Annotated in this window: 21 protein-coding genes and 3 pseudogenes; 7 read left to right on the forward strand and 17 right to left on the reverse strand. The window is 62.5% G+C overall.

Annotated elements, in window-relative coordinates; genetic code table 11:
• Nucleotides 1-141: 141 nt before the first annotated feature.
• Both GTW51_RS24075 and GTW51_RS24080 read left to right on the forward strand, forming a co-directional pair.
• Nucleotides 142-1,161 (forward strand): annotated as a pseudogene (locus tag GTW51_RS24075) (FAD-dependent monooxygenase); the annotation flags it as partial.
• Between the two features lie 108 nt (nucleotides 1,162-1,269).
• Nucleotides 1,270-1,581 (forward strand): hypothetical protein, encoded by a 312-nt coding sequence (locus GTW51_RS24080; RefSeq protein ID WP_246233292.1) that lies wholly within the window; start codon nucleotides 1,270-1,272, stop codon nucleotides 1,579-1,581.
• 781 nt (nucleotides 1,582-2,362) lie between these two features.
• Here GTW51_RS24080 and GTW51_RS19910 read toward each other — a convergent pair.
• The 8 genes and pseudogenes from GTW51_RS19910 to GTW51_RS19945 all read right to left on the reverse strand — a co-directional run bounded on the left by GTW51_RS19910 (nucleotide 2,363) and on the right by GTW51_RS19945 (nucleotide 9,561).
• Nucleotides 2,363-2,572: a cold-shock protein gene (locus tag GTW51_RS19910; protein WP_163045822.1), complete on the reverse strand. Its 210-nt coding sequence runs from the start codon at nucleotides 2,570-2,572 to the stop codon at nucleotides 2,363-2,365.
• 662 nt (nucleotides 2,573-3,234) lie between these two features.
• Nucleotides 3,235-4,248 (reverse strand): YeeE/YedE thiosulfate transporter family protein, encoded by a 1,014-nt coding sequence (locus tag GTW51_RS19915; protein WP_163045803.1) that lies wholly within the window; start codon nucleotides 4,246-4,248, stop codon nucleotides 3,235-3,237.
• Between the two features lie 11 nt (nucleotides 4,249-4,259).
• Complete coding sequence (locus GTW51_RS19920; protein WP_163045804.1) at nucleotides 4,260-4,943, reverse strand: FMN-binding negative transcriptional regulator; 684 nt, start codon at nucleotides 4,941-4,943, stop codon at nucleotides 4,260-4,262.
• Nucleotides 4,944-5,137: 194 nt separating this feature from the next.
• Nucleotides 5,138-5,887: an FAD-binding oxidoreductase gene (locus GTW51_RS19925; RefSeq protein ID WP_343034073.1), complete on the reverse strand. Its 750-nt coding sequence runs from the start codon at nucleotides 5,885-5,887 to the stop codon at nucleotides 5,138-5,140.
• 7 nt (nucleotides 5,888-5,894) lie between these two features.
• Nucleotides 5,895-6,494 (reverse strand): annotated as a pseudogene (locus tag GTW51_RS19930) (sulfite oxidase-like oxidoreductase).
• 100 nt (nucleotides 6,495-6,594) lie between these two features.
• On the reverse strand, nucleotides 6,595-7,230 hold the full coding sequence (locus GTW51_RS19935; protein ID WP_163045806.1) for a YkgB family protein: 636 nt from the start codon (nucleotides 7,228-7,230) through the stop codon (nucleotides 6,595-6,597).
• A gap of 623 nt (nucleotides 7,231-7,853) precedes the next feature.
• A complete protein-coding gene (locus GTW51_RS19940; RefSeq protein ID WP_163045807.1) occupies nucleotides 7,854-8,828 on the reverse strand; it encodes an MBL fold metallo-hydrolase in 975 nt (324 codons plus the stop codon).
• A gap of 43 nt (nucleotides 8,829-8,871) precedes the next feature.
• Entirely contained in the window at nucleotides 8,872-9,561 is a 690-nt protein-coding gene (locus GTW51_RS19945) for a cytochrome P460 family protein (RefSeq protein ID WP_163045808.1), read from the reverse strand.
• Between the two features lie 364 nt (nucleotides 9,562-9,925).
• Here GTW51_RS19945 and GTW51_RS19950 point away from each other — a divergent pair, with 364 nt between their 5' ends.
• Nucleotides 9,926-10,864 carry a GlxA family transcriptional regulator gene (locus tag GTW51_RS19950; RefSeq protein ID WP_163045809.1) on the forward strand — a complete coding sequence of 313 codons (939 nt, stop codon included), beginning with the start codon at nucleotides 9,926-9,928 and terminating at the stop codon, nucleotides 10,862-10,864.
• A gap of 194 nt (nucleotides 10,865-11,058) precedes the next feature.
• Here GTW51_RS19950 and GTW51_RS19955 read toward each other — a convergent pair whose 3' ends face one another.
• From GTW51_RS19955 to GTW51_RS19970, 4 genes and pseudogenes are all read right to left on the reverse strand, one after another.
• On the reverse strand, nucleotides 11,059-11,244 hold the full coding sequence (locus tag GTW51_RS19955) for a hypothetical protein (RefSeq protein WP_163045810.1): 186 nt from the start codon (nucleotides 11,242-11,244) through the stop codon (nucleotides 11,059-11,061).
• A 363-nt stretch (nucleotides 11,245-11,607) separates the two neighbouring features.
• Nucleotides 11,608-12,640, reverse strand: a pseudogene (locus GTW51_RS19960) (IS110 family RNA-guided transposase).
• A gap of 213 nt (nucleotides 12,641-12,853) precedes the next feature.
• A complete protein-coding gene (locus GTW51_RS19965; RefSeq protein WP_163045811.1) occupies nucleotides 12,854-13,417 on the reverse strand; it encodes a DUF2380 domain-containing protein in 564 nt (187 codons plus the stop codon).
• Between the two features lie 83 nt (nucleotides 13,418-13,500).
• On the reverse strand, nucleotides 13,501-14,595 hold the full coding sequence (locus GTW51_RS19970; RefSeq protein ID WP_246233293.1) for a DUF3047 domain-containing protein: 1,095 nt from the start codon (nucleotides 14,593-14,595) through the stop codon (nucleotides 13,501-13,503).
• A gap of 132 nt (nucleotides 14,596-14,727) precedes the next feature.
• Here GTW51_RS19970 and GTW51_RS19975 point away from each other — a divergent pair, with 132 nt between their 5' ends.
• Nucleotides 14,728-15,756, forward strand: a complete 1,029-nt coding sequence (locus GTW51_RS19975; protein WP_163045812.1) for an AraC family transcriptional regulator — start codon at nucleotides 14,728-14,730, stop codon at nucleotides 15,754-15,756.
• 182 nt (nucleotides 15,757-15,938) lie between these two features.
• On the opposite strand, the gene GTW51_RS19980 is transcribed toward GTW51_RS19975, so the two are convergent.
• The 3 genes from GTW51_RS19980 to GTW51_RS19990 all read right to left on the reverse strand — a co-directional run bounded on the left by GTW51_RS19980 (nucleotide 15,939) and on the right by GTW51_RS19990 (nucleotide 17,888).
• Nucleotides 15,939-16,421 (reverse strand): VOC family protein, encoded by a 483-nt coding sequence (locus tag GTW51_RS19980; protein ID WP_163045813.1) that lies wholly within the window; start codon nucleotides 16,419-16,421, stop codon nucleotides 15,939-15,941.
• Nucleotides 16,422-16,465: 44 nt separating this feature from the next.
• A complete protein-coding gene (locus GTW51_RS24555) occupies nucleotides 16,466-17,176 on the reverse strand; it encodes a DUF1428 family protein (protein WP_163045814.1) in 711 nt (236 codons plus the stop codon).
• 307 nt (nucleotides 17,177-17,483) lie between these two features.
• Nucleotides 17,484-17,888, reverse strand: coding sequence for a VOC family protein (locus GTW51_RS19990; RefSeq protein WP_163045815.1), 405 nt, complete (start codon nucleotides 17,886-17,888; stop codon nucleotides 17,484-17,486).
• Nucleotides 17,889-18,132: 244 nt separating this feature from the next.
• Between GTW51_RS19990 and GTW51_RS19995 the strand changes: the two genes are divergently transcribed.
• Together GTW51_RS19995 and fabF are read left to right on the forward strand one after the other, a co-directional pair.
• On the forward strand, nucleotides 18,133-18,555 hold the full coding sequence (locus tag GTW51_RS19995) for a MarR family winged helix-turn-helix transcriptional regulator (RefSeq protein WP_163045816.1): 423 nt from the start codon (nucleotides 18,133-18,135) through the stop codon (nucleotides 18,553-18,555).
• A 72-nt stretch (nucleotides 18,556-18,627) separates the two neighbouring features.
• Complete coding sequence (gene fabF, locus GTW51_RS20000) at nucleotides 18,628-19,896, forward strand: beta-ketoacyl-ACP synthase II (protein WP_203566202.1); 1,269 nt, start codon at nucleotides 18,628-18,630, stop codon at nucleotides 19,894-19,896.
• A 199-nt stretch (nucleotides 19,897-20,095) separates the two neighbouring features.
• Here the strand turns inward: fabF and GTW51_RS20005 are convergent, their stop codons facing one another.
• Entirely contained in the window at nucleotides 20,096-20,446 is a 351-nt protein-coding gene (locus GTW51_RS20005; protein ID WP_343034074.1) for a YdeI/OmpD-associated family protein, read from the reverse strand.
• 353 nt (nucleotides 20,447-20,799) lie between these two features.
• Between GTW51_RS20005 and GTW51_RS20010 the strand changes: the two genes are divergently transcribed.
• Entirely contained in the window at nucleotides 20,800-21,732 is a 933-nt protein-coding gene (locus GTW51_RS20010; RefSeq protein ID WP_163045817.1) for a PRC-barrel domain-containing protein, read from the forward strand.
• 400 nt (nucleotides 21,733-22,132) lie between these two features.
• On the opposite strand, the gene GTW51_RS20015 is transcribed toward GTW51_RS20010, so the two are convergent.
• Nucleotides 22,133-22,654: a hypothetical protein gene (locus GTW51_RS20015; RefSeq protein WP_163045818.1), complete on the reverse strand. Its 522-nt coding sequence runs from the start codon at nucleotides 22,652-22,654 to the stop codon at nucleotides 22,133-22,135.
• Nucleotides 22,655-22,987 lie beyond the last annotated feature (333 nt).

Below are 22,987 nucleotides of genomic sequence, written 5' to 3' on the forward strand. Positions count from 1 at the left end.
CTGACGTGGGCCTTGAAACAGGCCTCGACATAATTGAAAGTCCGTGACTGTGTCAGGTGAAATGGTCGTCGAGTAGTCCGGAAGCGGACAGACCGCTTTCGGCCCCAAGTTCGAGCGCTCTGTGGCTTCGAGAGCCGGACCGAGCCGAACACCTATTCCCGGGCCAACAACCTCTGGGCCCGGCCGCAAGAGCTGCTCGCCAGCATTGGCATCCGCGATGCCATCGCGGAGAAGGCCTACGCGATCACCAAGGTGAACACCTTCCTGAACGGGCGACCGGTCGACCCGATCGCCATCGCAGAGGTCGCGAGCCCCTTTGCTCCCGTCCTCTACAGCGGTCAGGACGTGATCGAGACGACATTGGGCGAGCAGATCGAGGCCAACGGCGGTCGGCTGGAGCGCGGGCGCAAGGTCGTCAGCTTCCAACAGGATGAGGAAGGCGTAACCGTGGATATCGGGTCCGTCGACCGTGACGGGAATGCCTCCGGCGAGCCCGAGCGCCTGCGATGCCGCTATCTCGTCGGCGCAGACGGTGGCGTAGGGTTCGTGCGGCGCGAGCTCGGCCTCGACTTCGAGCCCGGGAAACTTCCTAACTGCATGAACCGTCAGGTCGATGCCAAGCTGAGCTGGCGACGCTCAACCGACTTCGATCATCTCTGGTTCTTCTACTATCCGCGCGGCTTCTGCGGCGTCCTGCCCGTCTGGGGCGGCTACCGTCGCTTGTTCTTCCTCGCCGACGACACCGGCATCCCCGACCGCGACCGTACGCTGGAGGAGATGCAGGCGATCGCCCGAGAGGTGACCGAGGACGAGACCCTGACGCTCACCGATCCGATCTGGCTGACGCATAGCCGCTTCCAGCACGGCGTCTCGCCGCACTACCGCAAAGATCGTGTTTTCTTGGTCGGAGACGCCGGACACCTGACCCTGCCGACGGGCGGACAGGGCGTGAACCGGGGGCTGCACGATGCGGTCGGTCTTGCCTGGCGGCTTGCCACCATCCTTCAGGACCGGGCCGAGCCCATGCTCCTCGAGTCCTACGACACGGAGCGCGGCGGCGAGCACCAGCGCCTCGACGAGCAGCAGGTGCAGGGGTTCCAGAACAGTGTCTACCGCGGCCGGCTCAAGGACGCAGCGGTGAACATCGCCGCAGCCGTCTGACCCGACGTTGGCTCCCTCCTTCAGGGCACGGACGATCTCCAGCAGCTCACCGTCACCTACCCCACGAGTCCGCTCAACGAAGACGGCTTCGGCACGCTGCAAGGGCTCTTGCACCGCGACGCTCCCAAGCCCGGCGAGCGCGCGCCCGACGCCCAGGTTATCGCGGCCGAGGGCGCTTCGACGATGCTCTTCCAGCACATCTACAATTCGGACGGCCGGACCTTCGGCTGGGCGCTCCTGGTCTTCGACGGGCGGCAGCGCAATGCGCTCCCCGATCTCCGGCGGGCTGTCGATGAGGTCGGGGGATGGGGCTTGGTGCGCCCGAGGCTGGTCCTTGGTGCGGCGGTCGCCGAGGTGGCGGATACGCTCGCCCTCTCGGACCTCGACGGGGAAGCCCATGCCGCCTACGAAGTCGGGTAGTCGCCCGCGCTGGTCCTCATTCAACCCGATGGGCACATCGCGTTCCGGGGCCCGGCCGATCGGTCCGAAGCGCTCGGCGGCTATTGCGAAAAGGTCTTCGGCCCGGCCGCCGGCTGAAGGAGAGGCGGGCGACTGGCGGATTGTTCCTGGCCGAGGACGAAACGGACACGCTGGTGCTCGGCGCATTCTTAATTCGCGAAATGGCCGATCCAGTGCTCGCCGCGGCGACGCACGCGGCGCGGCCAAGATCATAGCCGGCTTGCCTCACGGGCGCAGGCCCTGGGCAAGGCGCTGCACTTGATGACGGTCGCGCCGACCGACGCCCCTGCCGCCGCCGCATCCGTGGCGTTCCCGTCAGGCCGTTTGGAAGCAGGGTATGATCGTCTTCGACTACCGCTATGCCGAAGGCCGCGAGTACCGTCGTTCCCGGTGGCTCACCGCAATCGCCTATATCGAGGATGCCGCATCCTTGCGGCCTAGTACGAGACGCGCGCCGACTTCCGCCTCGACCGGCTGTCCGGCATCCCGCTGGTGGACGAGGGATATATCAAACGCTGCCCCGGTTCCTGAAGCGCTGGCAGGAGCCGGACGCGATGACCGGCCGACGCTCTAACGCTTTCTGACAACGGCAGCTTTTATCCCTAAGTGTGCAGGAAGCTGACGGTCCGCTACCGGCCGTAAGGCGCCGGAATTCGCGTTGAAGGACTCTGCAAAGTCGGTGGTAGTCGGATCGAAAACCCCCGCAGAAACGGAAGTTCACGCTTTGCGCCTGCCGTGTCGATTACAGGGACTGCAAGTTGACGGCCTTGTCGCCCTTGCCGCGGGTGTCGGGCTCGGTGTCGAACGAAACCTTCTGGTTCTCGCTCAAAGAAGACATGCCCGAACGCTCCAGAGCGGAGACATGGACGAAAACATCCTTCCCGCCATCATCTGGTGTGATGAACCCGAAGCCCTTATCGGCATTGAAGAATTTTACGGTACCAGTAGCCATTGAAGCCTGTCGCATGAGATCATGGGCGACGTTGCCCACGGCGAGCATGGGCCATGCACTACCGGTTGGCAAACTCTGTACCGTCGCGACATTCGCCTGAACCCTCGACGTCATTGCCATCAGGAACATCGGCAAGCTCCGTAGCAATCAACTGGTGTCGAGATGCAACATGAACGCCACCTCATCCTCAGAAAAGCTTGCTTCGCGGCCGCATCCTGCCGAGCGTGGGAGTCGATCTTGCCTCCCATGTTCTGACAGTTTCGGCACGACGGCTCGCAGCTACTTCGCTTCGCGGACGCCTTCTACGTCCCTCGCCAACCGCGCGGCCTTGAGGCGAGCGGACTTGTCGCTGTCAGTCTTCATACGCTCTTCGTTGATCCGCTTTGAAGCTGTGGTTGTCTTCGCATCTCGCACCGTCTTGAAGTGTGCGTCAGCCTGGGATCTTGCGTTTATGTCCATGGTCGATCGTAGCTCCTAAAGGGCCTTACGAACGGACCGTATCACAGAGCTAGCTCTCTGCTTCCACTCATGCGGATGGGCCAGCGCGTCGAAGCCAGCCTCGAGCGAAGATCGGCGAGGTGCGCATCCGGTACCGCGATCGTGAATGCCTGGCGTCCCTGGCTTACTCCCGTTCGGGCGATCATCTCCGGTTTTTCACCCGCTCAGTCACCAGCAGGACCAGGTTGGCTGAGACCGCGCTGGGCTTTAAGATGGGATTTGCCGGATCTGCAGCGTTGCCAATGAAGGCGGGCAGCGAGCACAGCCATGATGGACAACATCATGGTGACATGTGCTGCCACGCCGCCGGGGGAGAGGGACGGAACAGCCGCCAGGACGAGACCGTCATTGCCGCCGGGGATGGTGCCGACGCCGAACCCCATCAGGCCGCCGCCGAGCAGTGTCTTTCCGATGTCCGCAAGTGTTCCCCGCCGCAGGCGCCACGTGCGCCGACGACAGGCTGCAGCGATTGCACCGGCTACCGTGGCGGTAACGGTCAAGGCGGCGGTTTCGTCAGCCACCGCCATCGGCAAAGGAAGGCTGCGCTGAACAAAATCGGCATAGGTCCATCCGGGCGCCATCGCGTAGATCGCCCCGCCGGACAGGCCAAGGACGATCATGGCGGTGCCAGGAGACCATTGGCCGGAGGAAGGCTTCGATTGCCTTCTGCCCGACAGGAACCACAGCGCCAAGACAAGAATGAGGGCGAAGCCGAGCAGCGCCAAGCCTGCCACGACACCGGGCGCAGCGAGGATGCTGACCCCGACAGGATGTTGCTCGAACCCCACCGCAGCGACCGCAAGAAAGCCGCCGGCCAGCCCTACCGGCAGTGCCGCGAACCTGATCTCTCCGTTGCCGAGGCGGCCGAGCGAACCGAGCAGGCAAGCGTCGTTGATGATGGCGCCGATCGCGAACACGACCGCGCCGGAGATCACGGTGACGCCGATGCCGACTGTGGCGGCCAGATTCGCGTCTGCGAAACCGGACCAAGCGAGTGGCGCTGCGACCAGACCTGCCGCGGCCGAGGCTGCCATGAGTCCGACCAGGCGCCCGCAGCGACGGCGGTGAAGGACTTCGTGGACCGCGGCGACCGCGCAGGTGCCGCCCTGATTGATGGAGTAGCCCATCAAGAAGGCGAGTGTGCAGACGATCGCCATCGTGGCGACCAGCTCATCCATCTTCGCGGCGCTCAGTTCGACCGCAACGCGCACAGAAGGGACCGAAGTCTGGCGGGCGTCCCGTCATTGCCTTCTACGAGTATCGCCATGTCTGTGTCGTCAAGGACGGCGCGGCTGCGCAGGCCTGCCACCACGCCGGGCCGGTCGCCCGGCGAGTCCCCATCACTCAGCTTCGCCGTCAGGTCGAAGCTGTCGATCTCGATCCGATATAACCGGATCGTTCGGCGCCACGCCTCCCAAAGCCTTGGGTCCAGCTCTTCGATGCGCCAGCCAAAGTCGGGTTCGTGCGCCCGGACGAGATCCTTGATCTGCGTCTGCAACGCCTCGTCCGGCATGTGCAACAGGCGACCGCGCATATGGAGGCTGAGGTAGTTGTATGTTGGTGCTGTCTGGCTGCGGTCGGGCGTAGGCCCGCCGTAGCTCGCGGTGAACCAATTCGGCGAAATCGCGGCGCCCGGCCCTTGGACTGAAACGAGGACGGGAATATTCGGCGTCATCGCTTCAGTAATCGGGTTGATCAGCGCGAGGTGGAATTCAACGGCTCCGGCGGGGTTACGGCCCGTCCGGAAGGTGAGCGGCGCCTGCGCGACCAGCGGTCCGGCGTTTCCACTCACGAGGATCATCGCGAACGGGAAAGTCTCAACCATGTCGCGCACGAGCGAGGGGTCGGCGTGCTTGTATTGCGCGTAGTGCATCTGTGTTGCCTTGGATCTTTCGAGTCAGAGCTGGGCGTTCGCTGCCCTTGGTTTCGACGATAACTATTGTGTGCGTGCGTTCATGGGTTCGACGAATTCGCAGTGGTCAGCGACGCTGAGGCGTACTCCAAGCTGCTCGGCAGGGAGCGTCAGCCAAGATGATGCGGCGCGGGTTTCGGTCCGGGCGCGCGCCACTACCCACCATACCGTTCCGTCCAGATCGTCTGCGAGTTCAGGCCACCATCGAGTAGATGACCCGTAACGGTTTCGACGAACGGATTCGACCCACACACGAACGTCCAGCGCGGCGGATCTTTGAGCTTTGCCAGCACAGTCCGGACCAGCTCGGCATCGACCCTGCGGCCAGCATCCTGGGGCCGCCGTGCGTGATCCCGGGACAGGCTCAGGATCAGATCGAAATTCGCTTCGGCCAGATCACGCGCGAGCAATTCGTCGCGGAAGATGACGTCGTCGAAGGTGCGTGCTGCCTGCAGAAGCACGCCGCGCACATCGCCGGCGGCGGCTGCGCGGTGGCGCACGATCGACATCAGCGGCGCGATCCCCGACCCGCCGCCGATGAGGAGCAGGGGCCCACCGTCCTTCGCATTCCACGCGAAGTGGCCGCCGAACGGGCCGCGGACTTCGAAAGTCGTGCCAAGTTCCGCGACGTCGTGGAAGAACGGCGAGACCTCGCCGTCCTCGAGGTGCTCGACAACGATTTCGTAGACTCCCGCCAGTTCGGGCGCCGACGCGATCGAATAGCTCCGCTGCGCCTGGTAACCGTCCGGCGCGGTGAGACGAATGTCGAGATGCTGGCCTGCCCGGAAGGAACGCCATTGCAGCGGGCGGAGGCGGAAGCTCTTCACCGTCGGCGTCTGGCCGTCCACGCGCTCGACGACAGCCGTCTGCCAAGGATAGGCCGCTTCGCCAGCCGTCGTCGTCACGACTCGCTCACGAGAAGCGCTGCTCACGCCACGGATCGCCATAGATGTGGTAGCCGCGCAGTTCCCAGAATCCGGCTTCGTCGCGCTCGGTGAACTGAAGGCCGTTGACCCACTTCGCCGACTTCCAAAAATAGAGGTGCGGCACCAGAAGCCTCGCCGGGCCGCCATGCTGCGGGCTGAGCGGCTGGCCGTCGAAGTGCGTCGCGACCAAAGCCTTGCCGTCGATCAGGTCCGCCACGGGCACGTTGGTCGAATAGCCGTCGGTGGAGTGTGCCAGCGTGAAGGACGTCGGCGGCGCCAACCCGGCATCGGCCAGGAGATCGTCGACGAGGACGCCGCTCCACGCCGTGTTCAGCTTCGACTACTTAGTGACGCAGTGAATGTCCCGGGTCATCCGCGTCTGCGGCAGGGCGGCCAACTCCGCGAACGTCCACCGCTTCACCTGGCGGGGGCCCACCTTCAGCGTGAACATCCAGTCGGCTGGCGTGATGCGCGGCGTGGGCCCGGCGGACAGCACCGGAAACCCGTCGGTGACGTATTGTCCCGGCGGGATGCGATCAGCGAGTTCGGGAGGAGGCCGCCGGCCGGTGAAGCCCTTCGTCGCCATGATGATGCTCCTTACTGATGCGGTACAATCGTCGTAAATTTAACGCCTCGGCACACTTTCGCGGACACGATGAGCGCATTTCTTCGGGCAGCCTTCTGGCCTAAAGCAGATCGCTGTGTCCGCCTCCCGGCGCTTTCCGAAGCCTGTCAAGGCTCCAGCCGAGAATGGTGAGGCTCACGCCGAGCAGCGCCACGTCCTTGATCAGGAATGAGCCAAGAGCGTTCAGCCACGGAAAGCCACCCGATCCCTGCTCCCAGATCGGCAGGGCGAGCATGGTCGAGCAGGTCGTTGCGAAGATAGCCGAGCCCACGGCGCCCGCGACGACACCGGCACGGGCCGACCAAGGAGAGGCGACAAGGAGTAAGGCGGTGACGACTTCAACTACCCCCAGAAGATAGGACGTGCCCGCTTCACCGAGAACCGGGTAGAGCCACGCAAGCCACGGCGTTCCGCCGATGATCGGCTTCAGAGCCTCGACCTCGATCTGCGTGAATTTGAGAGCGCCGATCATCAGAAGCGGCAGGACGACACCAGCCAGCGCGATGACCCGCCCGGCGTTCGTGAGCGTCGCTATGGGATCGGGAGCCGACACGAAGGTGTCGACGCGATGAGAAGGTCTTTCCACAGTTGCTCCATCAAAATCGACGCGAAAACGCACATTTTCAGCCGGAGGACGAAATTCATCGGGAGCATCCGGCAGCGCCTGATCAATTTGCGGATGCGAGATCCACTCCATGAAGTGATATTGTGCCGCAAGGACTGGTCGACGGGGATTGGCGCATTCGACATAGTACGTGCTGAAAACGACAAGATGCGAAGGAACGCCAACTGGTCGGGGGGGGAGTCCATTGGCGCGCATTCGGGATCTCACATGCCACATGCGGAGGTTGGGCTCCTCACCTACACACGTTGCCATATGGCAATGGTCCATGGGATGACCGACCTGCGACATGCCTCCCGGACATTCTCCAGCCGGGCGGTCCGGAAGCGGGAGGCACGTCAAAGTCAACAATGCATTAGACGTGAGCCGATCTATCTGAGGCGGGCGGATAAGATCCTGTTAGGGAACCGCTAACCGTTTTGCGCCTTCTTAAATGCAGGCCAAAAGCCCGCGAATGGGCGCCTGGTTTCGAAGAGAACGCCCAAAGCCACAACGGTCGCCCAAAAAGGCGGCTTTGGCGAAGAGTCCTTCGAGTGAGGCCACCACGCCCTCCCATTTCAAGCCGCGTGCACGAGGGCGAGGAGTGTGGCGGCTGGGACAAGATACGCTCTCCCGGAGATAAGGAGTCTATCTCTCTGGCCCTACTTTTGCGCTGCCACAAGCCGGCCCACCCGCGGTAAAAACTCGGTCACCGCCCCTCAGTAGCTGGCACGATAGACCAATGGGACCCAGTCGTAGTTTGTCTCGTCACGGCGGACATGGCCGATACCAGGGAAGGCGTGGTGGGCTCCGGCTATCAAATACTTTTCGTCTGCTGCTTCTGCAAAGGCTATCGCGCGAGTTGCCGCAGCCGTTTCTTGGTCCACGTCAAAATCGACAGTCACCTCCGGGCGATCATATTGAAGCACGTCGCCATGAGCGATGTCGCCCCAGAAGACGATCTTCTCTCCACCGCTTTCGACAATGATGCCGCTATGCCCAGGCGTATGGCCGGGCCGTAGAACCGATCCGAAGCCGGGTATCGGCGCCGCATTGTCATCGAACGTTTCGAACATTTGCGCTTCGACATAAGGACCGACGCATTTTTCGGCCTGAGCAATCTGTGGCCCCAGAACGTCGTCTGCCCTCGCCTCAGCGCTTGGCTTCAGCCAGAAGTCTGCCTCGCGATAATTGACGTGAAGCATCGCGTTTTCAAACAGGCGGCGGTTGTCGGCGACAAGACCGCCAGAATGGTCAGCATGGATGTGGGTTAGGATCACGTGGTCGATCTGTGATGGCTTGTAACCCGCTGCCTGGATATTGGAGATAAGCTTCCCGAGTGAAGGCCCCAGCAAATCGCCAGTGCCTGCGTCAATGAGGACGAGACGTTCGCCCGTGTTGACCAGGAACGCGTTGACGGAAATTTCTGCCGAGCCGGCCTGGAAATGCCCTTGAAGGTAGGCTTCCGCTTCGTCTTCCGCGATGTTCTTGTAGATTTTCGACATCGGTAGTTGCGCCGTGCCGTCTGATAGCGCGGTGATTTCGTAATCGCCCAGCTTCAGCCGGTAGAAGCTGGGCGCCTGGGTTCCGACGATGGCTGCTTTTGCGAAAGCGGCTGACGGCGCAGCGCTGATAGCACCTGCGGCAAGAGCCATGCCTGCGGTGTTAATAAAAAACGAACGGCGGGTTTGCATGGTTAATTCCAGTCTGGGGTTTGTTGGGCAAACACTGCCATGACTACTCCGCCAGGCCAGCTTCGAGGTTGAGCTTCACGTTGTCGCCGTCCCGGCGGAAGCCAGGTTGGTTCAACTTCACGGACCAGACATAGTCGTCCTTGGGTCCGACGTGGTCGATGTGACACTGGGCGCACTGGGCGCGGTCGCGTGCGGGAGAGAACTTCTCATAGGGAGGCGCCTGATGACCGAAGCTGAAATAGACCCAGCCGCCCGCCTCCTCAGCATATCGCTCGTTGTCCTTCAGCATGACGGCAACCCCGGTACGCTCTTGGGGAAAGATGACCGTGTCGGTCCCCAGCTTGCAGGTGTAAGCCGGAGGGCCGCTGCATTCATTCGGGTCGGTGTTGGTTGTGCTGAATTCCTTGACCATCAGCGAACCTTCCGGCCACTCCCCCGTCGTCATGAAAATCCGATAGGTGTTAGGCTCGACGTAGACGCTGTGTAGCTCAGGCGTCTTTGTCACCTTGCCGTCGAGAAAGCTGGTCGCGATGGTCTCCCACGCGGTGTAGGTGTGCACCCAGCTTCGGTATCCTTTTGGAAGCGCGGCTTGGCCCTCCTCGTTGAAGACGAGGCTCACCCCCGGCGCCGGCAGTCCGGAGCGGACAGTTTCCCCGTTATCCTCCGCAGCGGCGTAACCAGCAACCAGTGCGGTTGCAGCGATCAGGCAAGCATAGGAAATCAAGCGGGCCATAGATCCTCCGAGGGTTGCGCCGAGGCACAGACGTTCGTCCTGTTGCTCGACAGTCAGTCGCGCACGGTTACAGCGCGCCCTGCACCAAGCCGCCGAGGAAATTCGCACGGTATATTCTACTTTAACGCCAGATCTTAGGTGACTACTCAGTACCGGGCCCGAGATTCCTATGAATTTCGAGTTGGGATGCAGACTGTGCCACAAAGTTGCGTCAACGGGGATTGGCGCATTCGACAAAGTACGTGCTGAAAACGACACAACGCGGTATAACGGATCAACTCGTCGGGAAGGTGGTACATTGGCGCATTCGGGATCTCACACGCCGCGCGCGGAGGTCGGGCTCCTCCTCTATCCGCAGTGCCATATGGCGATGGTCCACGGGTTGACCGACCTGCTGCAGGTCGCCAGTCGCTTTTCGATCGCCCGAGGGGGGCAGCCGCTTCGAATCACCCACTGGCGCATGGATAGGGACGGCGCGATCGTCCGCTGCCATGACACGCACCCGGGCGACGAGCGTCTGCCCGACGTCGTGATTGCTCCCGCTTTCGCTCTGGACCAGCCGCCAGGACCGGTCGACGCAAGCGAGGCGGCGCCTTTCGCTGCGTGGCTGGCGGAACGGCACTCAAGCGGCGCGACTCTGGCCTCCACCGGCTGCGGCGTGTTCATGTTGGCAGCGACCGGGCTGCTTTCGGGGCGGACTGCGACTACCCACTGGCTGCACGCCGACAGGCTCCGAGCAAACTTTCCCGACGTGAAGATCGACGTGAGCAAGGTCGTCATTGAGGACGGCGAGATCCTCACCGCGGGCGGTATGATGGCCTGGACGGACCTCGGCATGCGTCTGATCGACCGGCTCCTCGGCCCGACGGTCATGTTAGAAGCCGCACAGTTCTGGCTCATCGATCCGGCGGGTCGCGAGCAGCGTCACTACAGCATCTTCGCCCCGCGTCTCACGCATGGCGACGAGGCGATCCTGAGGGTGCAGCACTGGCTACAAGCCAATCCCACGGATCCGGTCACGGTGTCGGACATGGCTCGCCAAGCCGTGATGGAGAAGCGAACCTTCCTGCGCCGCTTCAAGGCGGCCACTGCCATAACCCCCACAGGCTATCTCCAGCAGTTACGGATCGGCAAAGCCCGGGAGCTTCTTCAGTTCACCAGACGGCCTGTTGTCGAGGTCGCGTGGGCGGTAGGCTACAGCGACGCGGCCTCATTCAGCCGCCTCTTTCAGCGGCTTGTCGGTCTCTCCCCGATCGAATATCGGCGACGATTCGAGGCAAGCCGAGACGCTGTCGCGGCATAGAGCCTCGGGCAGATGACGATCCGGAGCCATCCAGACACATCACTGTCCGCGCCATCAGCAGTCGAGGTCAGTCAATGATCGTGCGTCCGCTCCTGAGGCGGATTCCCCGAAAGCGGCCGGTCCGCTATCGGCCCATAGTTACAACTGCGGGAAGGCTCTGATGGGTGAGACGCGTGACGGCTCGGCGTTTTCGCTCAGACAACGCCTTCAACGTAGAGCAGGATTGCGCAGACAATTACGGCACAGAAAATCAGAAACCATTTGCCAGCGCCCTTCCCGAAATGAACTCGCTTGTCGGCAATAGGCATACCATTGGGGAGGCTCGACGGAGCCGTCGGACCAGTCGTGGTGACGGTCTCTGTCTTGCTCTTGTTTGTCATTCAATTTCCTCTTGGTCGGGCTGGTTCAGCCCTTCGACCCCATTAGATCTAATGCCGGTCTTTTTGACAGCGATGTTCTTCATTGATCGTTTCCGGAATGGCATCTGTGGACGCCCCCTGGGATGCAAGTGGTTTTTGTCGGGTTGGCACGATGTCGGATGCTGCCATCTGTCCGGCCTCCTGATGCAGCCATCAGGCTGCGGGCCCGTATGATAGTTCGCGGACTGGATCCAAAACAGCTTTTCGCGCTCGGGCACGCTCTGCCATTCCCTGGTTCTTCCAGCCCCGTCTCGCCGACTGTTGCGCCATACCCCTCCTTCGACCGACCTCGCGTCCCGACGGCCTCTGACGACGACCTCGGCCTTAAGCCGCAATCGCCATCGGAGCTCGGTAAGTTCCGCCCTTCGCCAGAAGGGCCCAGACGATCCTCGCCATCTTATTGGCGAGCGCCACCGTCACCAGCATGCGCGGCTTGCGCGCCAGCATCTGTTCGAGCCACGATCCCTTCACCGGTCCGCGTCGGGCGACTTGCTTCATCACGGCGCTTGCTCCGATGATCAGAAGGCGCCGTAGCGTTCGCTCGCCCATCTTCGAGGTCGCGCCGAGCTTCTGCTTGCCGCCCGTCGAATGTTGCAATGGGGTCAGTCCCAGCCAGGCGGCAAAATCCCGGCCCTTGGCGAATGTCTCGGCGGCCGGCGCAAGGGCCGTCAGAGCCGTGGCGGTGATCGGTCCGATCCCGGGAATGGTCGTCAGCCTGCGCGCCGTCTCGTCCTCGCGGGCGCGGCGCTCGACCTCACGGTCAAGATAAGCGATCCGCTCGTCGAGATCGGCCATGAGGTCCAGCATCACCTTGAACATCGCGACTGCCGCCGGCGGCAGCGAGGCGGCCATCTCCTCCTCAAGCATGTCGCCGAGCATCGAGACGTAGGACACGCCTTTGGGCGCAACCCAACCATATTCTGTCAGATGCCCGCGAATGGCATTGATGAGCTGGGTGCGCTGGCGAACGAGGAGGTCCCTGGTCCGGAACACGAGCGCCGACGCCTGCTGCTCCTCACTCTTCACAGCCACAAAGCGCATGGTCGGACGCTGGGCTGCCTCGCAGATCGCCTCGGCATCCACCGCGTCGTTCTTGTGACGCTTCACGAACGGCTTCACGTAGGCTGGCGGGATCAGCCGAACCTCATGGCCCAGCGCTGTCAGCTCGCGAGCCCAGTGATGGGCTCCCCCCGCACGCCTCCAACGCCACAGTGCAGCGTGGCTGCGCGGCGAAAAAGGTCAACAGCTTGGCCCGCGTCAGGCGCTTTGAGAACACACCCCGGCCGCGCTCGTCGGCGCCATGGGCGTGGAACACGGTCTTCGCGATATCCAGGCCGATCGTGGTAACCTCGGACACGGACGCCTCCTGTGGATGGTTGTAAACACCCATTCTGGCACAATGATGCCGTCGGGGGCGTCCACCCCATCAGCTTTCCGCTAGCTTTGCCTTAAAGCTGCTGGTCTCCTTTCGGCCCTGACGATAATCAGAGATCATCACCGCGAAAGCCGCGAGCCCGCATTTAACTCTTCCCTTCTGGGAGCCCGCTATAAGGAAAGCCGCTGCGAGCAGCTAGCGGATCCCGCGGCGCGGTTCCGGATGCTCGTCAGGAGCCTGTCTTCCTCGGGGGACGGTGTGCGCGATGTCTCGTGAGCTGAACCGGGCGGCGCGAACGAAGGCTTCATCGTCGTCGCCCCGGAAGGAGATAACGCGGTCGAAGACGAACCTGTTCTCCGCCACGTCGAGCACCACAACGCGGCCGCCTCCCACAAGCGTGCTCATCTTGTGGACGCCCCCGAACACCAGGAAGTCCACGCCAGCCGCTCGGCTCTCTTCGAGCAGATCGTCGGCGCGCATTGTCGAGACGGTGCACCCGTTTGCCATGCAGGGAATCGTGGCAGTGGCGAGTGAGGGCTCTTTTCCGAGTTCTGCTTCTAGCGTCTGACGAAAAAGCACGAGACGCGCAGCATGCTCCGCCGTTTGGTCTTCCGGTTCTCCGGAGGAGTCGGAGTACTCGAAATCGATAACCGCCACCGTTTCTAGTTCGCTCGCTGCGGCAACGCTGCTTGCTGCGACGATCGAAACCATTACGGCTGCGAACGCGAGCGTGGCTCTGAAATGCTTGGCTGATTCCACTGTTTCCTCCCAGTGTGATGAAGTTCGTTATCCTGTCGGCAGGTGATCGCTTCCGCTTCAGGATCCGCGGGGCGGATACAGCGTCACGCGTGCGGGCCGATCAAGACGTCTCCTGCTGAATCCTGAATCCGGATGTTGGTGTAGTCGCAGATGCCGGTTCCCCGTTGGAACGGACTTAGTGCAATCAGCCAGACGCCGACGATTCGTGCGGGGGCCTCTCCGCCGACAGCCTTGCGGTAGTCGGAGAGAATAGGACGGCTCTCCTCGATCCAGCGATGAAGATCCTTGGTTCCCGAACGGACGACGATGTGCGTCTCGTGCTTGTCCCACCAGGGAAGCGGGCACGGGAAGGAGGTTTCCACCGGAAGGCACGAGCTCCAGAGGTAGGTGAGGTCCCGTCCGTTATCGAACTCGACGGCGATGGAAAGGTAGTCGTGCGTGATCGCCTGATCTTCGGCCACAACGGAGGGGAGTGCCTCGACAAGCCAGGACCACACGAGTTCGGTGTCCGCGTTCAGAGCGACGTCGGTCGGGTACTTGAGGATGCCGGCATCGGCCCGACACCGGCAGGTGATCCGGGGCGGCCCATCGGTGCTTTCCTCGCAAAACATGGACGTTCTTCCAACTCGCCATAAGGGAGACCATCCTGTCGGCATTGGCCTTTCCGTTGCCAGGCGATCCTGCTCGGCAGAGACGAGCGCGGTCGTGTCGTGCTCCGAGAGCGCTGCAAGTCCTTCGGCGCCGCTGCCATTCCAGACGATCACGGCAACCGAAAGGGCACCTTCGGGAAGAACCGATGCAGGGTCGAAGGCGCCATTTTCGTCCAGCCACTGGCCGGACAGATGGTTGATGAGGAAGAGCGGCCCGCTGCGCTCCGCCATGAAGCTGAACGTGGCAGCGGCGACCTTGGCAATCGGCCCGTCGCCGATCCTGTACCACAGGGCTAGGTTCGGCTTGACTCCGATGTTAGCCTCTCGCGCAATCCAGAGAACGCCATGTGACAGTAGAGAAACCTCCTGCCCCTCGAGCAAATCGATGCCGGTCGCCCGCCACTCGCCTTCGGAAGCAAGAAGCCGCACGATGGCGGACGCGCTGAAGGCGTCAGGAGCGGTCTCCAGCATGAGGGTCAGCCGCGCTTCGACATCCTCATGGTCTTCCGCTTGCCTTGCCGGGTCCATGCACCTTCCTCCCGTACCCTCGAGGTGGCCTTGGCTCCACCGTCTTCTGGTCCTGGCGCAGACTGAGGTCGGAGCGGCCTTGCTTCTTGCCATTTCGTGCCAAATGCGGCGTTTCCGCCGTGACATCGCAAGATGACGCTGCCGGGCCTGACGAAGGCGCGATCCATGGGACCGGTGGCGGATGCGGTGGAGCAGGCGGGAGGCAATGTTGCACGCGTCTTTTCCAGTGCTGATCTGTCGCTCAAGCTCATCGACCAGCCGGAGCGCCTGATTCCGCTACGGGACCAGTTGACATTGCTGGAGTGCGCGGCGCGCGAAATCGCGGATCCCGCGCTGCCGGCCCGTCTGTCGCTCCAGGCTGGCGTCTCCGGTCTTGGCGCCTATGGCGACTACATCTTGGCCGCCACTCATCTCGAAGCCGCCATCGGGCGTGCCAGCCTCACCATGGGCTCTCTGCTTCAATCCTCTACCAGCATGCAGTTCTATGTGCGGGACGGCATGGCTCACTGGTGCTACGTCGTGACCGAGCGCTGTGATGTCGGGCGTCAGAAGAACGAGATCCTGGCGCTCGGCTACATGATGGACCTCACGCGCCGGTTCCTGGGCCGGACGTGGGTCCCGCAGCAAGCCACCCTGTCAGGTTCTGAGTTGCAATCGAGGACGCAAGTCGAGACCGCACTCTCGACGGATGTGTCACTTGGAGCCATTGCGGGGCTCGTCTTTCCGGAAGAGGAACTTGCCGCGGCCAATCCGAAACGATCGGCCTGTTCTGCACGAGAATGTCCGCAGGAGCCGATCGTCGACGATCTCGTCGTTTGCGTGGAGCACTTGATCGCGTTGGCATTGCTTGAGGGCCGCCCGTCGATAGACTGGGTTGCAGCGCGCGTGGGCATGTCGCGGCGTTCGTTCCAGCGTCGCCTGTCCGAACGCGGCCTGACCTTCGAGATGGTACTGAGGACGGTGCTCGAGCGCGAAGCCGAGTACCTCCTTGCGGACCCGAGATGCTCGATCTCACAAGCGGCATACGAGCTGGGGTATGCGGATGCCGCGCATTTCAGCCGGGCGTTCGTCGGATGGAAAGGCATGTCGCCTCGCACCTGGCGGGCCGCTGCTTATGAGCTAAAGAACGGTAGCTACTCGCGAAGGCATCCCGGACGCTGACGTTCTGCTTTCGGCCCGTTCCGGCGCTCGGTCATCAGTTTTGATCTGGCGGATTTGCGAATGGTCCGGTTCCGCCATCATCGCCGCCGGAGCCGATACTCACGCACGACCGTCCTTGGCCGTGCCAGATTGAAGCTGAAGCCAACAGATTGAGCTCCGTCTGCTAGTTGACGCTCTTCGGGTCATCCGGCTTTCGCTGCGGCCTCTATCGTCGCGAGGTTGATTTTCCCCATCGTCATCATGGCATCGAAAACACGTTTTGCCTTGCCGCGGTCGGAGCTCGTCGTCAGCTCGAGCAGCAGCCTCGGCGTGATTTGCCACGAATGACCCCAGCGGTCCTTGCACCAGCCACACGCACTTTCCTGCCCGCCGTTGCCGACGATAGGATCCCAGTACCGATCGGTTTCCTCCTGGTCTTCGGTGACAACCATGAATGAGATCGACTCGTTCGGCGTGAAGGTCGGGCCCCCGTTGAGGCCGACGAACTTGCGGCCGAGCACGGTGAACTCGACGGTCAGATCGTCGCCCTCCTTGCCGCCGGGGTAATCGGAAGCTGCCGCGTTAACCCGCTCGACCTGGCTGTCGGGAAAGATCGATGCATAGAACGTAGCGGCTTGTTCCGCTTCACCGTGATCAAACCACAGGCAAGTGATGAGTTCGGTCATAACCAATCTCCTCGTTTTGACTTAGTTGCGGTGGTCTTCGAGACCTATCGACTGACGACGTCGAAGCCGCCGAAGATCATCCGCTTGCCGTCGAAGGGCATTGGGTTGTCTGTCATGGCCCCCTCCATATCCGCGAAGACGGCCTTCTGCCCGGCATCGCGCGTCGCTTTGTCCGGCCACTCGATCCAGGAGAAGCAGACCGTCTCGTCGGGACCGGCCTTCACGGCCCGAGCGAAATCGGTGACCTTGCCCGCAGGAACATCGAGCCCCCAGCACTCCACATGGCGTGTCGCCCCGTTGCGCAGGAACAGGGGCGCTGCAGCTCGGCAATGCTGCACGAAGACGTCTTGATTGGCCGTAGGAACAGCGAGGACGAACCCGTCGACATAGCCGAAAGCGCCGCCCGGACCCTCATCGACCACCGGCTCGAATCCGCCGAAGATCATGCGTTGGCCGTCGAACGCCATGTCGGACATGTCCATGCGCGGATCGGCCATCATTGCCGTCTCCGCGGCGTCTTTGGTCGCCTTGTCCGGCCAGGCGATCCAGCCGAATGCAACGAGCTCGTCGTCCCTTGCGGCGACGGAGCGATGGAAGTCGGTCACTTCGCCCTTCGGTACGTCGTCGCCGACCGCGTCGATGACGCCCGTAGCGCCGAACTCGCGAAAGAAGGGGGCAGCCTTCTCCGCCTGTTCCACAAAGCGCTCGCGGTTCGATCCCTCGACGGGGATCACGCATCCCATGACGTATGACATCGGCGTCTCCTTTGTTCGGACAGTGGGGGCTTGGACGGGTTGCTCAGTGCAGACTTTTTCGAGGCCCGCACGACGATGAGGGCCGCCGACACTGAGCCCGCGGGTCGTACCTGGCGGTCTGCCCGAAGGGGCGCGCGAAGCTCTCAGGATTGACGTGTTCGGCAAGCGGAACGAGGTCTGCGTCGCGGGAGAGCTTGCCTGCTCCGACGCCCAGCGAGCCTGAAGTCGCGCACCAAGCCTGCTACAGCGGCGGCCGCCAGTCATCGGCGGTAACGCGAGCAGGGCCGCGCGGAGATCCCGGGCTTCGTCATCCTGACTCCGCCTCGGCGTTCGCCCCGGGCATGTCGTTTATGTGGAGGATGTTGCCGTCAGGATCCTTGAACCAAACCATCTTCATGCCGTCGGCATGGTGGATACCGTCGCGATAGATGGTGCCGTCCATCTCGTAGCGCTCGAAGGCGACGCCCTTCTGGGCCATATCCGCGACGATGGCCTCGATGTCGCTGGCAGCGTCGAACACCACTGCATTGGCCCGGTTCGTTCCCGCCTCCTCCGAGCGATAGACGACGAGATGCGTCGGCCCTGTGCGGTAGACGACGACGTCGCCGCCATCCTCCACCGCGGAAAGGCCAAGGGTGGCGCCATAGAAGGCGCGGGCCCGGTCAATGTCGGACACCGCAAGGATGGCGGACGAGGTCTTGTGCGAAAGCATAGCAGGTCTCTCTTCCGGCCGATTCCCTGTGCCTCTTTATTCAGTTGAAATCAACATAAGATGATGTTTGTCAAATTGCATGGCGGCTCCTCCTTCAGAGGGGCTAGAAGCAGACGGTCTGCATCGGCCCATCCAAGACGAAAGCCGAACGCCCGCCGAATGGCTGATGGAGATTCGCAGAGGCAATTCTGAAGCGACGGAGAAAACGTCTTGACCTCGTAAGAGGACTTCCCAATGGTTCGCCATGCCTCTGCCCAGCGACCTCGCCGACTGTCTCGTCCTGAACACCGTGGCGAGCTCGCGTTCGCTGCTCAAACGGTGGGATGCCAAGCTCAAGCCATACGGCGTGACGGTCCAGCAGTTCTTTCTCCTGGCGGCTATCCGGTTCCTGCCGGAGCAGCCGGTTATGACTTTGGCCGAGAGCATTGCTCTCGACCGGACCAGCCTGACGCGCAACCTCGATCTCCTTGAGAAGAAGGGGCTTGTCCAACGCATTCCGGGTTTGGCCAGGAGCCGGCGGGTCTGTGAACTGACATCAGCGGGCGGCCTCCTTCTCAACCAGCTTCTGGCGGCATGGCCGGAAGCACGCATGAGCTCCTTGGAAGGCATCTCGGAAGAGGAGGCGGAGATTTATCTGCGCGTCGTGCGGCGCCTGGCTACGCAGTGACGAAAGCGACCTTATTGCGCCCAATTCAGAGTGTGTATATGCACGCTTAGAGTTTGGAACGGGATGCCAGTCATGTCGATACCCATCGTTGTAACAGGCCTCGGGGCTGTGTCCCCGTTGGGTGCCAGAGTTGACACGAACTGGCGCCGGCTAATCGCGGGGCGAAGTGGGATCGTCATCAACAACCGTTTCGACACCACAGATTGGAGGTGTCGGGTCGCCGGGCTCGTTCCGGCGATCACGGAGGATGCAGAAGGCTTCGACCCGGAGCGGAGCATGGACGCTCGCGACAGACGCCGGAGCGACCTCTTCATCCAATACGCCATGGCAGCGGCCGTCGAGGCGTTGGATCAAGCCGGCTGGCGGCCGACCAAGCCTGAGGATCAGGCTCGCACGGCGACCCTTATCGGCACGGGGGTAGGAGGCGTACCCGCGATCACCGACGCGAGCGAGATGGTGCGGGCGGGTGGCGTTCGCCGGCTTTCCCCCTTCGTTGTTCCCTCGTTCCTCCCCAATCTTGCGGCCGGTCAAGTGTCGATCCGATTCGGCTTCAACGGACCTGCGGGCTCGCCGACGACGGCCTGCGCCGCCTCCGCCCAGGCGATCGGTGATGCAATGCGCCTGATCCGATCAGGCGAGGCCGATATCGCGCTATGCGGTGGCACGGAAGGTTGTGTCGATCCGGTAGCGATCGGCGGGTTCACGGCGGCCAAGGCGCTGTCCTTCGGCTTCAACGACGAGCCGCAACGCGCGTCTCGCCCCTTCGATGCGGACCATGAGGGGTTCGTCTTGTCGGAAGGCGCGGCAATGCTGGTGATCGAACGGCTCGACCATGCCGAGCGGCGGGGCGCTCGGCCCCTGGCGTTCCTGTCGGGCTACGGCACCACGACCGACGCCCACCATGTGACGGCCGGGTGGCCGGATGGCCGCGAGGCAGCCCGTGCGATGGAGATCGCAATCGGGATGGCGGGGCTGACGGCCGAGGACATTGGTTACGTCAACGCCCATGCCACATCGACGCCTGTAGGCGATGCGGCGGAACTGGCCGCGCTGCGTCGCGTCTTCGGGCCCGCTGGGGGCGGTACGCCGATCGGTTCCACCAAGTCGGCGACGGGTCACATGCTGGGCGCAGCGGGGGCGATCGAAGCCGTGTTCTCGGTTCTTGCGGTCCAAAACGGGACCTTGCCGCCGAGCCTGAACATCGATCGCCCTATGCCGGAAGCCGAAGGGTTCGACCTGCTTTCGGATGGCGCCCGATGCTCGGCAGTCGATCATGTCCTTTCCAACGCCTTCGGCTTCGGTGGTGTGAACGCCGCGTTGGTGTTCAGTCGGTTCCACTAAGGCCGCGAAGAAAAGAGGGATGAACGCCATCTCACCCGCGTGAGCTCCCGGACTTGATGTCCGCTCTCAAACGACGTGCAATGATGGGTGGTCGGTCGCGAAGGGTCGGGAGCAGACAGGTGCCGACGGCCGTATCGGGGGTTAACCCGATGGCGCGCAAACGGATGAATTTTAAGTATCCGACTGCTCATGGGGCGACCTAGGCGCCGCTCTTAGTCTTTCTGTCTATCAGCACCGCCTGTTGCCATCGGCTTGGCGCCTTGTCCGTTCGATGAATGCAGCCTGCCCAGCAGCAGGGCCGCTTCCTTCCCTCGGACAATTCTTCGCAGGTGCGTTGAATGCGACGTCGGCGCGTCACGAGCTGCTTTGCATCCTCGACCCAGCAGATGAACTCGTTACGCCCGAGCGGCGTAAGCCCCTTCCACAGTTCGAGCAGCTTAGGATCTGATCGTACAGCCGCTTCGAGATCGCGGCCTGCCCCATGAACGGTACCTTGGGGAAAAGAGTCCACATGACCTCCCGGCAAGTCTTCCGGCATACGTTCCGCCATTTTCAATGAACGACTGCTCTCGCAGTTTGGCCGTCGGATCCCTGAATGTCTAGGATAGGTCGTGAGCGACTCGACAATTTATGCTGGCGCGGCGAGCCGTTTCTCCAGCCCGATCTTCTCCAACTCGGTTTCGAGCACTGTGTCCGATTCGACTTTCCGCCAGACCTCTCGATAGCCAAGGTGCTTGGCAGTCCACCAGTCTTAGGAAGACACACTAAGGCGGTGGGCCGCGGGACCATTGCCCGGACGGTCCCCGGCAACCGGTCAGAACGTCCAGTCTTGTAGTTGGCAATGGAACCCTCAAGGGTTGTGTCCATTGACCCTCTACATCAACACGACCGGAGGACTGACCGATGCGTAAGACTCTTCTCCCCATCCTCCTTGCTGGCGTCGTCATGCCGTTCGCCGCTTTCGCCCAGGATACGCAGGCGCCGGCCACTGGCACGGCCCCCGCCGCCACAGAGGATTCGGCACCGGCCGGCTCCATGGAGCCTGCGGCTTCCCCGACCGGCGGTGACGCCGCCACGGCGACCACGACTGCTCCCGCCGGCACGGCCGGCACGGCTGCGACCACGGACATGGAGTCCGACACCGATAGCGCCGCGACGACCGACATGGATGCCGACACCGACACCGCGGTGACGACCGACACGGATACCGACGACAGTGTGACGGTGACCACGACCACGCCGAGCGCGGATATGGGCACCGATTTGGCGTCGTCCAGCGCCGTCGAGGGTCCGTTCGTGACCGTGCCGCCGAGCGGCGCATGGCGTGCGTCCGACCTCGAAGGCAAGGATGTCTACGACACTACCGGCGAGAACATCGGTTCGATCGGCGACGTGCTCCTGTCGGAGAACGGCGAGGTGATCGCCGTCTTGGTCGGCGTGGGCGGTTTCCTCGGCATCGGCCGGAAAGATGTGGCGGTTGCGATGGACGCACTGGAGTTCGGACCGACAAAGACCGAGGGCTTGCCGACCGCGGCCGAGGCTCAGGCGTCGGCTGAGACCGCTGCGCCCGCCTCTGGCGGGATGGCCGCCGATCCGGCGGCTCCGGCCGGCGGCGACATGACCGCCTCCACCACCGAGACGGTGACCCCGGTCGTGGGCGAGGACAACCTGCCGGACCGCATCGTGCTCAACGTGACGCGCGAGGAACTCGAGAACGCTGCTGCCTATGGCGAGGCGGAAGATGCCGACGACATGGGCATGACCGGAGCGGCACCGGCCGAGCCCGCCGGCAGCACCGGCATGGCGCCGGCCAGCGAGACCCCGGTCCAGCAGTAAGTTCTTGGTTTTCCCGCCGGCTCGCAAGTGCCGGCGGATGCCCGGGAAACGACAGAGCCCGTTCCGCCTCGGTGGAGCGGGCTCTGTCGTTATTAGACCGCCAGAGGCGACTGCCTGTTTGAACGGCGGCTTTCGCCGTCTGCCTTTCCGGAAGCGACGGACGGCTTTCGGCCCAGCCTCGCCGAGCGGCGAATGGCTCGACCGGGTGGTAAGCGGACGGGCAGCTCTTGGGCAGTGTGCAGCGTGAAGCGGACGCCGCTTGGTGGAACGATCAAGCCGCACTTTTTTGTTCGTGAACTTATCGAGTGAGAGTTTCAGGAGTGGCCCTAAAAGATCCGAACAGGTTCGCGTTACCGCACCTCGGTGGGCGCTAGCCACCCACGGCAGGCTCACTTGAGGGCTAAAAGTCGCTGCCTTTGCAGAAGTTCGTACGAAAGTATTTCATGGCGTCGTCGACACGAGAACGATCGGTGAATGCGCTGAAATGGGCAGGACAGCCTTTAACCATATATGAGTGACCGGAAACCGTGCAGTCGCTCAACTTCGCAAGGTCACTTTTCATTGAAACACGAGCGGAGTGATGATCGTCTAAATACCGGATGCCGGAGGTTTCAGAAAAATCAGCGGTATATTGCAGGGTTCTGACGGCAGTGGAGAATTTTACTCTATATCGGCAAAGATTGACAGGAAAGACGGCAAACTCCGCAACATACCTTTTGCCGTGCCGGGTAGCGACGATGTTGAACGACGCGGCTGACTCTTCAGTCCGCTCGAACGTGTAGGAACTTTCGGGCGTCTCCATCGTCACGCCTTCTCTCGCGCCGCTCAGGATGAACGCCACAGTTTCCTCGGCTGTCTGCGCATGGGCTACGCCTGAAAACGACGAGAGGGTCGCAACGAGGAGGAAGCCAGATCCGTTCACCTTAGCGGTCCTAATTCAGCTGGTTCGCGACGAAGCTCCCTACCTGAGAGCACCCTCGAGGCGAAGCATTATCGGAAGGGCAGTATGAGTAACACATCCGGTGCTGGCTGTAGAAATAAATTTCAGGAAGCTAGGTTTGGCGGTTCGGATAAAAAAAGGTCTCAGTCGTCCTTGAGACAGTCTTCCGGCGGCATGGCCCAGCGGCATAATACCAACGTGCGCGATAGCTGACTCTGTAGGGGTTCCCAAGGCGGGCGAAGTCTGAATCGATGGAGGCAAACGGAGGTTTGCCATGGCTTCAGCGATCCCGCTTCGTTCCGATTTCAACGGACC

Origin of the sequence: Aurantimonas aggregata (genome assembly GCF_010500835.1) — a bacterium.
GTDB classification, from domain to species: domain Bacteria; phylum Pseudomonadota; class Alphaproteobacteria; order Rhizobiales; family Rhizobiaceae; genus Aurantimonas; species Aurantimonas aggregata.

Excerpts from the sequence above, each read along its gene's own strand:
- GTW51_RS19910 (WP_163045822.1), bottom strand. The coding sequence starts at position 2,572 with ATGGCTACTGGTACCGTAAAATTCTTCAATGCCGATAAGGGCTTCGGG.
- GTW51_RS19915 (WP_163045803.1), bottom strand. The coding sequence starts at position 4,248 with ATGGATGAGCTGGTCGCCACGATGGCGATCGTCTGCACACTCGCCTTC.
- GTW51_RS19920 (WP_163045804.1), bottom strand. The coding sequence starts at position 4,943 with ATGCACTACGCGCAATACAAGCACGCCGACCCCTCGCTCGTGCGCGAC.
- GTW51_RS19935 (WP_163045806.1), bottom strand. The coding sequence starts at position 7,230 with ATGGAGTGGATCTCGCATCCGCAAATTGATCAGGCGCTGCCGGATGCT.
- GTW51_RS19940 (WP_163045807.1), bottom strand. The coding sequence starts at position 8,828 with ATGCAAACCCGCCGTTCGTTTTTTATTAACACCGCAGGCATGGCTCTT.
- GTW51_RS19945 (WP_163045808.1), bottom strand. The coding sequence starts at position 9,561 with ATGGCCCGCTTGATTTCCTATGCTTGCCTGATCGCTGCAACCGCACTG.
- GTW51_RS19950 (WP_163045809.1), top strand. The coding sequence starts at position 9,926 with ATGGCGATGGTCCACGGGTTGACCGACCTGCTGCAGGTCGCCAGTCGC.
- GTW51_RS19955 (WP_163045810.1), bottom strand. The coding sequence starts at position 11,244 with ATGACAAACAAGAGCAAGACAGAGACCGTCACCACGACTGGTCCGACG.
- GTW51_RS19970 (WP_246233293.1), bottom strand. The coding sequence starts at position 14,595 with ATGGACCCGGCAAGGCAAGCGGAAGACCATGAGGATGTCGAAGCGCGG.
- GTW51_RS19975 (WP_163045812.1), top strand. The coding sequence starts at position 14,728 with ATGACGCTGCCGGGCCTGACGAAGGCGCGATCCATGGGACCGGTGGCG.
- GTW51_RS19980 (WP_163045813.1), bottom strand. The coding sequence starts at position 16,421 with ATGACCGAACTCATCACTTGCCTGTGGTTTGATCACGGTGAAGCGGAA.
- GTW51_RS24555 (WP_163045814.1), bottom strand. The coding sequence starts at position 17,176 with ATGTCATACGTCATGGGATGCGTGATCCCCGTCGAGGGATCGAACCGC.
- GTW51_RS19990 (WP_163045815.1), bottom strand. The coding sequence starts at position 17,888 with ATGCTTTCGCACAAGACCTCGTCCGCCATCCTTGCGGTGTCCGACATT.
- GTW51_RS19995 (WP_163045816.1), top strand. The coding sequence starts at position 18,133 with ATGCCTCTGCCCAGCGACCTCGCCGACTGTCTCGTCCTGAACACCGTG.
- fabF (WP_203566202.1), top strand. The coding sequence starts at position 18,628 with ATGTCGATACCCATCGTTGTAACAGGCCTCGGGGCTGTGTCCCCGTTG.
- GTW51_RS20005 (WP_343034074.1), bottom strand. The coding sequence starts at position 20,446 with ATGGCGGAACGTATGCCGGAAGACTTGCCGGGAGGTCATGTGGACTCT.
- GTW51_RS20010 (WP_163045817.1), top strand. The coding sequence starts at position 20,800 with ATGCGTAAGACTCTTCTCCCCATCCTCCTTGCTGGCGTCGTCATGCCG.